Annotated in this window: 12 protein-coding genes; 7 read left to right on the top strand and 5 right to left on the bottom strand. The window is 70.0% G+C overall.

Annotated elements, in window-relative coordinates:
* Positions 1–68 precede the first annotated feature (68 nt).
* On the top strand, positions 69–869 hold the full coding sequence (locus SLW52_RS18265) for a cobalamin-binding protein (RefSeq protein WP_267094199.1): 801 nt from the start codon (positions 69–71) through the stop codon (positions 867–869).
* Between the two features lie 144 nt (positions 870–1013).
* Here SLW52_RS18265 and SLW52_RS18260 read toward each other — a convergent pair whose 3' ends face one another.
* The gene (locus SLW52_RS18260; protein WP_320740886.1) at positions 1014–2399 is read right to left on the bottom strand and encodes an MFS transporter; all 1386 of its coding nucleotides are present in this window, start codon (positions 2397–2399) and stop codon (positions 1014–1016) included.
* Between the two features lie 101 nt (positions 2400–2500).
* Here SLW52_RS18260 and soxR point away from each other — a divergent pair, with 101 nt between their 5' ends.
* Positions 2501–2938: a redox-sensitive transcriptional activator SoxR gene (soxR, locus tag SLW52_RS18255; protein WP_267085740.1), complete on the top strand. Its 438-nt coding sequence runs from the start codon at positions 2501–2503 to the stop codon at positions 2936–2938.
* A 521-nt stretch (positions 2939–3459) separates the two neighbouring features.
* Here the strand turns inward: soxR and SLW52_RS18250 are convergent.
* From SLW52_RS18250 to SLW52_RS18235, 4 genes are all read right to left on the bottom strand, one after another.
* Positions 3460–3912: a DUF4426 domain-containing protein gene (locus SLW52_RS18250; protein WP_320740885.1), complete on the bottom strand. Its 453-nt coding sequence runs from the start codon at positions 3910–3912 to the stop codon at positions 3460–3462.
* Positions 3913–4054: 142 nt separating this feature from the next.
* Entirely contained in the window at positions 4055–4900 is an 846-nt protein-coding gene (gene proC / locus SLW52_RS18245) for a pyrroline-5-carboxylate reductase (RefSeq protein WP_320740884.1), read from the bottom strand.
* Positions 4901–5028: 128 nt separating this feature from the next.
* Positions 5029–6057 carry a hypothetical protein gene (locus SLW52_RS18240; RefSeq protein ID WP_017913913.1) on the bottom strand — a complete coding sequence of 343 codons (1029 nt, stop codon included), beginning with the start codon at positions 6055–6057 and terminating at the stop codon, positions 5029–5031.
* 316 nt (positions 6058–6373) lie between these two features.
* Positions 6374–7051 (bottom strand): YggS family pyridoxal phosphate-dependent enzyme, encoded by a 678-nt coding sequence (locus SLW52_RS18235; RefSeq protein ID WP_255325532.1) that lies wholly within the window; start codon positions 7049–7051, stop codon positions 6374–6376.
* 100 nt (positions 7052–7151) lie between these two features.
* Between SLW52_RS18235 and SLW52_RS18230 the strand changes: the two genes are divergently transcribed.
* The 5 genes from SLW52_RS18230 (at position 7152) to SLW52_RS18210 (ending at position 13206) form a co-directional block, all read left to right on the top strand.
* Positions 7152–8189, top strand: coding sequence for a type IV pilus twitching motility protein PilT (locus SLW52_RS18230; protein WP_010344138.1), 1038 nt, complete (start codon positions 7152–7154; stop codon positions 8187–8189).
* Between the two features lie 127 nt (positions 8190–8316).
* Complete coding sequence (locus SLW52_RS18225) at positions 8317–9447, top strand: PilT/PilU family type 4a pilus ATPase (RefSeq protein ID WP_010344137.1); 1131 nt, start codon at positions 8317–8319, stop codon at positions 9445–9447.
* A 156-nt stretch (positions 9448–9603) separates the two neighbouring features.
* A complete protein-coding gene (locus SLW52_RS18220; protein ID WP_320740883.1) occupies positions 9604–10866 on the top strand; it encodes a WD40 repeat domain-containing protein in 1263 nt (420 codons plus the stop codon).
* Positions 10863–12362, top strand: a complete 1500-nt coding sequence (locus SLW52_RS18215; protein WP_320740882.1) for a diguanylate cyclase — start codon at positions 10863–10865, stop codon at positions 12360–12362. Before SLW52_RS18220 ends, SLW52_RS18215 begins: the two co-directional genes overlap by 4 nt.
* Before the next feature lie 448 nt (positions 12363–12810).
* On the top strand, positions 12811–13206 hold the full coding sequence (locus SLW52_RS18210) for a hypothetical protein (RefSeq protein ID WP_320740881.1): 396 nt from the start codon (positions 12811–12813) through the stop codon (positions 13204–13206).
* Positions 13207–13247: the final 41 nt, after the last annotated feature.

Here is a 13247-nt window from a genome sequence, read left to right as displayed (position 1 = left end):
GGCGCCGGCCCGGTCTGCCGCGGCACCGCCGCCGCGGTGCGCGCGTGCTCGGGCGAGGCGCACTGAGCGTGGGCCCGCAGCGCATCGTCTGCCTGACCGAAGAGCCGACCGAGACGCTGTACGCGCTCGGCGAACAGCAGCGCATCGTCGGCATCAGCGGCTTCACCGTGCGCCCGCCGCAGGCGCGCCGCGACAAGCCCAAGGTCAGCGCCTTCACCAGCGCCAAGATCGGCGAGATCCTCAAGCTGCAGCCGGACCTCGCCATCGGCTTCTCCGACATCCAGGCCGACATCGCCGCCGACCTGGTACGGCATGGCGTGGAGGTGTGGATCGCCAACCATCGCAGCGTCGACGGCATCCTCGACTACATCCGCCGGCTCGGCGCGCTGGTCGGCGCCGGGCCGCGCGCCGTGGCCTATGCCGACGAATTGCAGCGCGGCCTCGACGCCATCGCCGCACAGGCCGCCACCTTGCCGCGGCGGCCGCGCGTGTACCTGGAGGAATGGGACGAACCGATCATCACCGGCATCCGCTGGGTGGCCGAACTGGTGGGCATCGCCGGCGGCGACGACGTGTTCCCGGAACTGTCGGTGCAGCCGCTGGCCAAGGCGCGGATCCTGGCCAACGGCGACGAGGTGGTGCGGCGTGCGCCGGACATCATCCTCGGCTCCTGGTGCGGCAAGCGCTTCCGTCCCGAGCGCGTCGCCGCGCGGCCTGGCTGGTCGGCGATGCCGGCGGTGCGCGACGGGCAACTGTTCGAGATCAAGTCGCCGCTGATCCTGCAGCCGGGGCCGGCGGCCCTCACCGACGGCGTGCGCGCCATTGCCGACATCATCCAGGCCTGGGCCAGGGGCGTCGGCGCGCGCTAGGGCGCGTCTTCCAGGCCAAGAGCTGAACCGGCGCGACGTTCGTGTGTCGCCGCGGCATCGCCCCGCGAACGGATCGCCTCTTCCTCGATCCTGCTTGTGGCGCTCGCCACCACGCCGCGGCGGGCGCCGGACGCGACGATTCCGTTAGCCAGGCGTCGGCTGGGTACGGCCGGCGATGCCCAGGCCGAGCAGGGCCATGAGCGCGGCGACGGCGAAGGTCGACAGGTAGGCCGCCGCGGCCGAGTACGCCAGCAGCGCGGCGAACAGCGAGCCGCCGACCGCCAGCGTGGTCGCCACCGCAATCGCCTCGCTCAACTGCAGCGCCGAACTGTTGCGGCCCTGCCGCGCCGGCGGCGACAGGGTCAGGGTCAGCACCGCCAGGGTCGGGTAGATCAGGCCCATGCCCAGGCCGGTCGCGGTCCAGCCGCCGATCGCCAGCGCTGCCGGCACTGCCGGCAGCGGCGCCAGCGCCGTGGCCGCGATGCCAAGCGCCATCAGCGTGCAGCCCAGCCGCAGCCGCCGCAGGCGGGTGGCATCGCGGCCGTAGTGGCCCTGGTACCAGGAACCGGCGAACCAGCCGAGCGCGCCGGCGCTCAGCGCCACGCCTGCCCACACCGGCGACAGCCCGCGCTCGCGCGACAGCAGCAGCGGCAGGAACGCCTCGCAACCGAAGAACGCCGAGCCGGCGATGCCGCGCAGCGCGATCACGCTGGGCAGGCCGCGCGCGGCGCGCAGGGTGCCGGCCGGCAGCAGCCGCCAGGTGCACAGCGCCAACAGCGCCAGCGCCGACGGCAGCAGCAGCGCCGCCCACAGCCCGCGCTGCTGGCCGCCCAGGTACAGCAGGCAGACGCCGGCCGCGGCGCCCAGCGACCACCGCCGCGCCGCACCGCTGGCGCCGTCCGCGCTCGCGGCGGGCGGCAGGCGCCGCAGCGCCGGCCACAGCAGCGCCGCCGCCGGCAGCGCCAGCAGCGGTACCGCCAGGAACACCCAGCGCCAGCCGACGTGCTCGACGATCAACCCGCTGATGCTGGGGCCGATCAGCGACGGCACCACCCAGCCGGCGGAGAACGCGGCGAACATGCGCGGGCGGATCGCCTGCGGATACAGCCGCGCGACCAGTACGTACAACACCACCGAGATCGCGCCGGCGCCCAGGCCCTGCACCAGCCGGCCGGCCAGCAGGAATCCCATCGACGGGGCGAAGCCGGCCAGCAGCAGCCCGCAGACGAAGCAGGCCAGGCCGGTCCACAGCGGCGTCGCCGGCCCGTGCAGGTCGCTCCAGCGCCCGGCCACGGTCATGCCGATCACGCTGGTGGCCAGGGTGCCGCCGAAGGCCAGCGCGTACAGCCGCAGGCCGTCCAGTTCGCGGGCCACGGTCGGCATCGCCGCGGCCACCGCCAGCGCCTCGAAAGCGATCAGCGAGACCAGTGCGACCATGCCGATGGTGGTGGCGCGGTAGGCCGGCGCCAGCACGGAGCCGGCAGCGGCAGGGGCGGGTGGAGCAGCGGCGGTGGTGGCGTGGTCTTGCATCGGCGAACCTGGGAAAAAGGGTGGACGTCTGCCGGCGGCGACTTGCGTGGGCGCGTGCAGCCCATGCAGCATGCAACCTCAACCGGACTCGAGGTCAAGCGATGCAGGAAGAACTGAGCGTGGGGCAGGTTGCCGCGCGCAGCGGCGTGGCCGTGTCGGCGCTGCATTTCTACGAGAGCAAGGGCCTGATCCGCAGCATGCGTACCGCCGGCAACCAGCGCCGCTACACGCGCGACGTGCTGCGCCGGCTGGCGGTGATCCGCGTGGCGCAACGCGTCGGCGTGCCGCTGGACAGCGTCAGGGCCGCCTTCGCGCAGTTGCCCGACGCGCGCACCCCGACCCGCGCGGAGTGGGCACGGATGTCGGCGGTGTGGCGCGAGGAACTGGACGCACGCATCCTGCAGCTGACCCGCCTGCGCCACCAGCTCACCGACTGCATCGGCTGCGGCTGCCTGTCGCTGCGCCGCTGCCGGCTCAGCAACCCGGCCGACACCCTGGCCGCGCACGGCGATGGTCCGCAGCGCTGGGCGGAGGAGTGAGCGCTGCGTGCGCGCGCAGCCGCCGCGTGTAATGTCGCCCCGTCCACCGCTACCGCGTCGGGACTGAAGTCCCTCCCACAATTGACCGCGCTCGCTCTGCGCCGGTCGGTCTATGGATATTTCCGTAGGCGCGCTTGCAGCCGCGACCGGGGATTCCCGATAACGCCAGTCGCGGCTGTTCCCAAACAGGCGACAAAAGCCGCTTCCACGACACGCGATGGCGCCATGATGTGCGATCGAGACGATGTGGGAGGGACTTCAGTCCCGACTGCATCCACCGTCCGGCGACACACAAGCGGCAACGCCGCCCCGTCCACCGCGACCGCGTCGGGACTGAAGTCCCTCCCACAATTGACCGCGCTCGCTGTGCGCCGGTCGGTCTATCGATCTTTCCGTAGGCGCGGTTGCAGCCGCGACCGGGGATTCCCGGTAATGCCAGTCGCGGCTGATCCCAAACAGGGGACAAGAGCCGCTCCTACTGCGGTTTGTGTTGCCTGCGCAACGCGGACGCGCGCTACGCGCTAGAAATTACGGGTGAAGCGCACCGTGCCGGTGCCGTCGGCGCTGCGCACCTGCACCACGAAGCGCAACTGGTCGTGGGCGCTGCTGCGTACGGTGCCGACGTAGTCGGTGTAGGCGTCGGTGCGGACCGCGCGCAGCGTCACCGGCTGGCGCTGGCCGCTGAGGTCGGTCGCCACCGCCTCCACCGTGCCCACAGCCGGTGCTTCCTCGCCGCCATGCAGGGTGCGCAGCGCGATCATCACCAACGCGGTGTCGGCCTCGCGGGCGATGCCGTAGCGGCGCGCCACGTCTTCGCTCATCGCCAGGGTGGGCAAGGCGTTGTAGTGCACGCGCAGCGCGCCGAAGTCGGCCTGCGCCGGGGTGGCGGCGAGCAGTGTCGCCGGACGTGGGGTGTCCTGGTCCGAGCAGGCGGCCAGGGCCAGGCACAGCAGCGCAACGGGCAGGACACGCATCGGCGTTCTCCGGGTTGGCGTGGCGAACAACAGGTCTTACGCAGTCGCCCGGGGGGATACGGACGGCGCACAGGAGTCGCAGTGTACGAGGGGGCGACGCCGATGCCGAGTACCGTCCGTGCCCGTCTGGTGCCCGCCGCGCTCAGTCGTCGTTGGCGGCGGACAGGGCACGGCCGCGCGCGGCCGCCGCGGCGATCGCGGCCGCGGTCAGCGCCTCGAAGCCGCCGCGCTGGAAGGTCTCGATCGCCGCCTGGGTGGTGCCGTTGGGCGAGGTCACCCGCCGGCGCAGTTCGCTCGGCGCCTCGCCGGATTCGGTGAGCATGCGCGCCGCGCCGAGCACGGTCTGCAGGGTCAGGGTACGCGCGGTGTCGGCGGGCAGGCCCTGGGCGATGCCGGCCGCTTCCATCGCCTCGGCGAGCAGGAACACGTAGGCGGGCCCACTGCCGGACACCGCGGTGACCGCATCGATCAGCGCCTCGTCCTCGACCCACACGGTGACCCCGGCGGCGGCCAATACGCGTTCGGCGTGGGCGCGCTGGCCGGCATCGACGCCGGCGCTGGCGAACAGGCCGGTGACGCCGGCGCCGAGCAGGGCCGGGGTGTTGGGCATCGCGCGGACCAGGGCGTGCCCGCCGCCGAGCCAACGGTCCAGTTGCGCGGTGGTGATGCCGGCGGCGATGGACACCAGCAATGGCCGCTGCGCCTGCGCCAGCGTGGCCAGTTCGGTGCAGACCCCACGCAGCACTTGCGGCTTGACCGCGAACATCCACAGCGCCGCGCCGTCGGCGGCGTCGGCCGCGGAGGCGACGGCGTGGACGGCGTACTCGGCGACCAGGGCCTCGCGCAGCGCCGCCACCGGCTCGGCCACACGGATGCGGCGCGGATCGGCGCCCTGCCGGACCAGCCCGGCGATCAGGCTGCGCGCCATGTTGCCGCCGCCGATGAAGGCGATATCGGCCGCTTGGGAATCGGGGGAAGCGGAAGCCATGTGCGCACCGTCGCGAAGAGGGAGCGCCATGGTAGCGGCTGCGCCGCGCCGCGTTGCTGCGGTGCGGCGCAGTCCGGGTCACGCTGCGGAAGAACGCGCCGGCCGCCATGCGGACCGGCGCGACGGACTCAGTTGGACTCGGTGAAGGTGATCGACGGCGTGCTGCCGCCGGCCGTCGAGCAGCTGCCCAGGTTGAGGTTGTTGGTCTCGCCGGTGCTGCCGGCATTGGCCGCGCAGGTCGGGGCGGCGGTGGAGCCGTTGGTGGCGGCCACCTTCACCGTGATCGACGAGCCGGAGTTGAAGTTGGCGCTGGAACCGCCGGCGTTGCCGACCACGTTGAATTCGGCGTCCTTCCACACGGTGGCCAGCTTGACCACGCTGTCCCTGGCGCTGACGCTGTAGGCGGTGCCGTTGTTGGTGAAGGTGATGGTGTCGTTGCCGTTGGCGGTGGCCGAACCGGTCAGCTTGAGGTTGGCCAGTTGCGTGGCCGGCACGTCCGGCGCGCTGACCGCATTGCTGTTGCGGTAGCAGTCCGAACCGCCGCCGCTCATCCAGCCGCTCGGGCAGCTGCTGCCGTAGCCGATCAGCCAGTACTGCATGAACACCGCAGCCTGGCCCTGGGTCTCGTAGTCGGTGGCGTAGACGAACTGCTGCCACACGGTGCAGCCGGAGCGGCCGCCGCAGACGCTGGTGGTGGCGTTGTAGTTGGAGTTGATCTGCAGCGAGTACTCGTTCGGGCCGAGGATGCCGCCGCCGCCGAAGGAGGCCACGCCCACGCCTTTCTCCGAGGTCACGCCGGTCACCTGCGGGAAGCTGCCCACGACCTTGCTGATCAGGCTGCTGGAACGCAGCGCGTAGTCGTAGCCGTTGCCGGTGGTCTCGGTGGCGCCGAACAGGATCTTGTGCGGGATCGGATGCACGCGGCGGGTCAGGGTCTTGCAGACGTCCGTTTGCCACTGCGTATCGGGGAAGTTGGCATGGAAGCAGCCTTCCGCCGGCGTCGGTTGATGCGCCATGGTTTCGCGCCAGGCGGTGCGTGCCTGGACTTCCGCGGGCGACATCATCGCTTCTTCGTTGGTCCAGGCCGGCGTCGCCGTCGGCGCGGCCATCGCCGCGGGGACGTGCAGCAGACCAATGACGCAGGAGGCGAACAGCAATCGGGTGGATGCTTGCATCTGTGACCTCGTTCGAGCCGAGCGCATTCGGCAATGGACTGCGGAGTACCCGCGGTCGGCCGCCATGGAAGCGAAGCGCGTGCGTCTGAAACGTGACTGAATTAACGGTTTGCAACCGTGTCGCATGGTTCAGGAAGCGCTGTCGGCGCGAACCTTTCATTCATCCCGAAATTCTATGGTTTTCAACGAGATCGCCTACGACAGAATTCCGATGTTGGTGAATCGATTTTGAAGCGGTCGTAGACAAATCATCACGGTGTCACGGGCACTGCGGTAATGCGGCGCGGCAGCAGCGGGTTCAGCCAGAAGCGCGCGGACCGCGCGCCCCGAACAAGGCCGTGCCGACCCGCACCATGGTGGCGCCGGCGGCGATGGCGTCGGCGAAGTCGCCGCTCATGCCCATCGACAAGGTGTCGACCTGCGGGTGGGCGGTGCGCAGCCGCGCGAACAGGGCGTGCATGCGCGCGAACGCGTCGATGCGGCGTTCGGCCTCCGGCCATGGCGCGGGAATGGCCATCAGCCCGCGCAGCATCAGCGCCGGCTGCGCGGCGATGGCCGCGGCCAGCACGTCCACGGCGTCGGGCTGGCAGCCATGCTTGCTGGCCTCGTCGTCGATGTTGACCTGGATCAGCACGTTCAGCGGCGCGCGTTCGGGTGCTGCCGCGCGGCCCTTGGCCAGGGCGGCGACCAGCTTGGGCCGGTCCACGGTCTGCACCCAGTCGAACAGCGTCGCCGCCTGTTCGGCCTTGTTCGACTGCAGGTGGCCGATCAGATGCCATTCCAGTCCTGCCTCGGCCAGCGCGGCGATCTTGGCCGCCGCTTCCTGCACGTAGTTCTCGCCGAAGGCGCGCTGCCCCTGCGCGGCCAGCGCCGCCACGGCCTCGGCCGGCTGGGTCTTGGACACCGCCAGCAACTGCGCGTGCGGGCGCCCTGCGGCGTCGGCGGCGCGGTCCATGTCCAGGCGAATCTGTTGCAGCGGAGAGAGGGGCACGGCGGCGTTCCGGCAAAGGGAAGGGCGCTATACTGCCGGCCGGGGAATCATCCTTCCAGTCGCAGCCCAAGGGGAAAAGCAGCGTATGGATATCGCTGAACTATTGGCGTTCTCGGTCAAGAACAAGGCGTCCGACCTGCACCTGTCCGCGGGCCTGCCGCCGATGATCCGGGTCGATGGCGACGTCCGCCGCATCAACATTCCGGCGCTGGACCACAAGCAGGTGCATGCGCTTGTCTACGACATCATGTCGGACAAGCAGCGCCGCGACTACGAGGAATTCCTCGAGGTCGACTTCTCCTTCGAGATTCCCAGCCTGGCGCGCTTCCGCGTCAACGCGTTCAACCAGAACCGCGGCGCCGGCGCGGTGTTCCGCACCATTCCCTCGGAAGTGCTGACCCTGGAAGACCTCGGCTGCCCGCCGATCTTCCGCCAGCTGATCGACCAGCCGCAGGGCCTGATCCTGGTCACCGGGCCGACCGGCTCGGGCAAGTCGACCACGCTCGCCGGCATGATCGACTACATCAACAAGAACGAATACGGCCACATCCTCACCGTCGAGGATCCGATCGAATTCGTGCACACCTCGCAGAAGTGCCTGATCAACCAGCGCGAGGTGCACCGCGACACCCACGGCTTCAACGAGGCGCTGCGCTCGGCGTTGCGCGAAGACCCGGACATCATCCTGGTCGGCGAGTTGCGCGACCTGGAAACCATCCGCCTGGCGCTGACCGCGGCGGAAACCGGCCACCTGGTGTTCGGCACCCTGCACACCAGCTCGGCGGCCAAGACCATCGACCGCATCATCGACGTGTTCCCCGCCGGCGAGAAGCCGATGGTGCGCTCGATGCTGTCCGAATCGCTGCGCGCGGTGATCTCGCAGGCGCTGCTGAAGAAGGTCGGCGGCGGCCGCACCGCGGCCTGGGAAATCATGGTCGGCACCCCCGCCATCCGCAACCTGATCCGCGAGGACAAGGTCGCGCAGATGTACTCGGCGATCCAGACCGGCCAGCAGAACGGCATGCAGACCCTGGACCAGCACCTGCAGGACCTGGTCAAGCGCAGCCTGATCACCCGCAACCAGGCCCGCGAGTACGCCAAGGACAAGCGGTTGTTCGAGTGAGGCCGGGAATCGGGAATAGGGAATCGGGAATGGGAAGAGCAACCGCCCCATCCTTCCCGCTTCCGGATGCCCGCTGCTGCGATTCCCGATTCTCCATTCCCGATTCTCAGCTCCGAAGGAGCCGACCATGAGCACCATCGACTTCACCTCCTTCCTGAAACTGATGGCGCACCAGAAGGCGTCGGACCTGTTCATCACCTCGGGCATGCCGCCGGCGATCAAGGTGCACGGCAAGATCACCCCGATCACGCAGACGCCGCTGACCCCGCAGCAGAGCCGCGACCTGGTGCTGAACGTGATGACGCCGGCGCAGCGCGAGGAGTTCGAGAAGACCCACGAGTGCAACTTCGCCATCGGCGTGGCCGGTGTGGGGCGCTTCCGCGTCAGTTGCTTCTACCAGCGCAACCAGGTCGGCATGGTGCTGCGCCGGATCGAGACGCGCATTCCCAGCGTGGACGAGCTGAACCTGCCGCCGGTGATCAAGACCCTGGCGATGACCAAGCGCGGCATCATCATCTTCGTCGGCGCCACCGGCACCGGCAAGTCGACCTCGCTGGCGGCGATGATCGGCTACCGCAACCAGAACTCCACCGGGCACATCATCACCATCGAGGACCCGATCGAGTTCGTGCACAAGCACGAGGGCTGCATCATCACCCAGCGCGAGGTCGGCATCGACACCGACAGCTGGGAGAACGCGCTGAAGAACACCCTGCGCCAGGCGCCGGACGTGATCATGATCGGCGAGGTGCGCACCCGCGAGGGCATGGACCATGCCATCTCCTTCGCCGAGACCGGCCACCTGGTGCTGTGCACCCTGCACGCCAACAACGCCAACCAGGCGATGGACCGCGTCATCAACTTCTTCCCCGAGGACCGCCGCAGCCAGCTGCTGATGGACCTGTCGCTGAACCTGCGCGGCGTGGTCGCGCAGCAGCTGATCCCGACCCCGGACGGCAAGGGCCGCCGCGTGGCCATGGAGATCATGCTCGGTACGCCGCTGGTGCAGGACTACATCCGCGAGGGCGAGATTCACAAGCTCAAGGACGTGATGAAGGAGTCCACCAACCTGGGCATGAAGACCTTCGACCAGAGCCTGTTCGAGCTGTACCAGGCCGGCGAGATCAGCTACGAGGATGCGCTGCGCCACGCCGATTCGCAGAACGAGGTGCGCCTGCGCATCAAGCTGGCGCAGGGCGGCGACGCGCGCACCCTGGCGCAGGGCCTGGACGGGGTCGAGATCGCCGAGGTGCGCTGAGCCTGGTGGGCGAGCGCAGGGCCGGCCGCAGGGTGCGCCGGTGCGGAACCAGGATCGCGCCAGTTGTCTCGCGTTCTTGTGCGGGTGTCGAGTTTTCAATCAAGCGTCCGTCGTCGGTCCATCGTGGACGCGTCAGCCGAAGGGAGGGAAGCCGCCATGAACGAACTGCCTGAAGTGCTTTGGTCGAACGAGCCGCATGCCGGCGACTACATCAATTCCGTGGCGGTGTCCGACGATGGCAATGTCATCGTCGCCGGCACCTTCTTCCACGATTACGGCGATACGGCGCAGACGTCCGGGCTGGACGCAGTGCCTGTCGAGCAGCGCAAGGTCTTCGAGCGTATCGCGCCTGCTGCCACGCGCAGCGACGTCGGCAACGATCAGCAAGGGTGTTACGGCACCTACGCCTGGGATGGGGCCGGCAACCTGCTGCTGAAGAAGGAATTCGAAGGCTGGCAGGGCGTGTACTGGGTCGATGTCGCGGGGGACGGGGGCACCATGGCCAGCTGCGGCTGGAAGAGCCAGCAACCGTACGCCGGCTTCATCGGTGCCTGGGCGGTCTCGGGCGGGAAGGAATTGCTGTCCTATGCGCTCCCCGGTCGCGGCAACATGGTGTCGCTGGACGCGCGTGGGCAAACGTTGCTGGCCGGGGCCGAGCAGGGCTATCTGTTCTGCCGCGAGGGCGACGCGTCCTTCGGTGCGCCCGTGTGCATCGCGCTGAGCGGCAAGGGCGACACCGTGGTCGCCACGGGCATCGCCGCAGACGGCGCCACCGGGCTGGTGGCCAGCTATCACGGCGAGATCGTCCTGTTCTCGATCACGTCCGGACAAGCGGCGGCCCTGGCGCGCTGGCAGTTGCCCAACGGCGCCTACACCCACGGCGCGGTGCTGTCCGGCGATGGGCGCAGGGCCTATGCCGGCGCCAGCGACGGCACGCTGTACGCGTTCGACGTGGCGGCGTTCCAGAAAACGCCTGGGCCGGCCTGGACCGAGACGGTGCCCGAGGGCGCCACCACCATCTACGGGGTGGCCTGCGATCGCGCCGGCAACAAGGCCGCGATCGCCGGCAATCTCAAGGGCGGTGGCGTCGTCGCCGTGTACGCCGATGCCGGCACCGCCGCGACGCTGCAGTGGACCGCGCACAGCGCGCACTCGCCCAACTGCCTGGCGTTCGACCCCGACGGGCGCTGGCTGGGGCTGGCCGATGGCCATCCCGACGGGACGCCCGGCGGGTTCACCCTCTGGAACGCGGTCGATGGCACGGCGCTTTGGTCCTATGGCACGGACAACATGAGCTGGCCGATCCGGCTGAACAGCGGTGCCACCGTGGTGGTGGGCGGCAGCGACGACGGCGCGGTCACCGCCTTCGTCGGCCCCGGTTCGGCGATCGGCCGTGGCCGTGCGGAGTCGGATGGATGACAGGCCGGGACGCCGAGGCGCCGTTTGGTACGCGCGTCGCGGCGCCGCGCCGTCCCGGCGCGCTGCTGGCGCTCTCGGCGGTACTGGTGGTGGCATGGCTGGCGGTCTTCGAGTTGGCGCGGGTCCTGGGTTATCAGCCGCATGCGAGCCTGTGGTTCCCGCCGGTGGCGGTGACGCTGGCCACGTTCATGGTGCTGGGCTGGCGCGGTGCGCCGGCGATCGCCATCGCCTGCGTGACTGCCACGCTGCTCAGCTTCTATCGCACCAGCGGCCATCCCGTCGTGCCCGGTCGGGCGGTGCTGGGATACGCGCTGTTGTTCACCGCCCAGCAGTTCTGCGTCTGGGGTGGGCTGGCCTGGCTGCTGCGCCTGGTCGGCCGCGGGGTGTCCTCGAGCAGCCTGCCACGTGTGGTCACCTGTTTCATCATGGGGGGCGGGGTGGCGTCGCTGCTGTCTGCCTGCCTGGGCGGCGCGGGGCTGGCCGTCACCGGCGCGATCGACTTGCCGAGCATGCTGGCGCAATTGATCCCATGGGCGATCGGCGACTACGCCGGCCTGCTGGCGCTCGGCCCGCTGGCGATCGTCGGGGTGCTGCGCCTGGCCGAGTGGCTGCAGATCGTGCCGCAGCCGGGTATCCCGCGCCTGTCGGGGATGGTCGCGCCGGCCGGAAGCGTCTCTGCCTACCTGGTGAAGCTCGCGTTGCTGCTCGGCGTCACCCTGGTGGTGATGGCGCTGGCGGCGGCGTTGCCGCGGCAGCCGGCCGTGGTGTTCGCGCTGTTCGTGGTGGTGGTGATCCAGTTGTGGATCGTGCACACCCACGGGATGCTGCAGGCGCTGGTGGCGATCGCGGCCTTCAGCCTGCTGATCGCCGTGGCCACGCCGCTGCTGCGGCTCGAGGCGCAGGCGCTCGCGCTGCAGTTCGCCATGATCAGCCTGGCGGCGAACAGCTACTTCGGCCTGGCCGTCCCCGGGCTCTATGCCGACAACACGCGGCTGCGCCATGCGCTGGTGCGCGATCCGGTGACCGCGGCGCTGTCGCGCACCGGATTCCTGGAGCAGGTGCTCAACGATCTGCAAGTGGCCGCGCAGGACCCACGTCCGCTGGCGGTGATCGTCGCCGACATGGACAACCTCAAGGCGATCAACGACCAGTTCGGACACGCCGCCGGGGATGCGGCCCTGCGCGCCTTCGTCAAGCGCTGCCGGCGTTGCCTGCGACCGGGCCAGTTGCTGGGGCGCCGGGGCGGCGACGAGTTCGCGCTCTACCTGCCGCTGACCACGCCGGAGAGGGCGCAGGGGCTGATCGACGCGTTGCGCGGTGCGCTTGCCAAGCCCGGCGACGACGACGGATTCGCAACCGCACTGTCGGCCAGCTTCGGCCTGGCCCTGTGCCACCGCCGGGATCTGGACGCGGAGGCGCTGGAGGAGCTTCTCGAACGCGCCGATGCGGAGATGTACGCGGACAAGCGGCAGCGCCGCGCGGTGGCTGTGCGCTAAGTGTTCTCCGTTTCCCGTCGTAACCATGGCGCCCTCTCGGGGGGAGGTGCCCCCCGAAGGGGGATGACGGTACGGGCGAAGTCTCGTGTTTCTGTTTCGGCGGGGCGCTTCGCGCCGGACCCTCACCCCAACCCCTCTCCCGGTGGGAGAGGGGCTTTGCTGTTCCTTCTCCCCTCGGGAGAAGGTGCCCCGAAGGGGCGGATGAGGGTACGGGCGGAGCCTCGTGCGTCCTGGCGCTGCGAGACGCTTCGCGCCGGACCCTCACCCCAACCCCCGCTCCGCGCCCCGGCCCGCGCTTGCGGCGCGGGCGCTCCAGGGTGCGCGCGCCAGTGGCGCGCAGGCCGCACCCTGTCGCCCCGGTGGGAGAGGGGCTTTGCTCTTCCTTCTCCCCTCGGGAGAAGGTGCCCCGAAGGGACGGATGAGGGGACGGTGCGCCAGAATGCGAGCCATGCAAACCGACAACCCCTACGCCGCCCCGGTCGCCGCGCTGCCTGACACCGCGGCCGCTGCGGCACCCGCCGACCCGCTGTCCACGCTGTTCGCGCCCTCGGCGGCCAAGCTGGCGCTGCTGTGCGCGACCAGCTTCGGCTGGTATGCGCTGTACTGGTTCTACCGCAACTGGCGCGCCTTGCGCCTGCTGTCCGGGCGACGACGCATCTCGCCGGTGTGGCGCTCGGTGTTCTCGCTGCTTTGGGTATTCGCCTGCTTTCGCGGGCTGGAACGTATCACCGGCGTGCAGCGTGGCGCACTGGTCGGCTGGCTGGGGCCGGCGTTGGCCTATGTCTGCCTGAGCCTGCTCGGCGTGTGGCCCTCGGCACTGTCGTTGTTGACGCTGCTGACCTAGACGCCGGTTCTGCTGGTCAACCAGCGCCTGGCGCGGTTCAA

The sequence above is a fragment of the Xanthomonas sp. LF02-5 genome (assembly GCF_034105325.1).
GTDB lineage: Bacteria > Pseudomonadota > Gammaproteobacteria > Xanthomonadales > Xanthomonadaceae > Xanthomonas_A > Xanthomonas_A sontii.
The sequence above is the reverse complement of the archived record's forward strand: the minus strand, read 5'-3'. Positions and strand labels throughout refer to the sequence as shown.

Coding starts and splice junctions, on each gene's coding strand:
- SLW52_RS18260 (WP_320740886.1), bottom strand. CDS start 2,399: ATGCAAGACCACGCCACCACCGCCGCTGCTCCACCCGCCCCTGCCGCT.
- SLW52_RS18210 (WP_320740881.1), top strand. CDS start 12,811: ATGCAAACCGACAACCCCTACGCCGCCCCGGTCGCCGCGCTGCCTGAC.
- SLW52_RS18225 (WP_010344137.1), top strand. CDS start 8,317: ATGAGCACCATCGACTTCACCTCCTTCCTGAAACTGATGGCGCACCAG.
- soxR (WP_267085740.1), top strand. CDS start 2,501: ATGCAGGAAGAACTGAGCGTGGGGCAGGTTGCCGCGCGCAGCGGCGTG.
- SLW52_RS18250 (WP_320740885.1), bottom strand. CDS start 3,912: ATGCGTGTCCTGCCCGTTGCGCTGCTGTGCCTGGCCCTGGCCGCCTGC.
- proC (WP_320740884.1), bottom strand. CDS start 4,900: ATGGCTTCCGCTTCCCCCGATTCCCAAGCGGCCGATATCGCCTTCATC.
- SLW52_RS18220 (WP_320740883.1), top strand. CDS start 9,604: ATGAACGAACTGCCTGAAGTGCTTTGGTCGAACGAGCCGCATGCCGGC.
- SLW52_RS18230 (WP_010344138.1), top strand. CDS start 7,152: ATGGATATCGCTGAACTATTGGCGTTCTCGGTCAAGAACAAGGCGTCC.
- SLW52_RS18215 (WP_320740882.1), top strand. CDS start 10,863: ATGACAGGCCGGGACGCCGAGGCGCCGTTTGGTACGCGCGTCGCGGCG.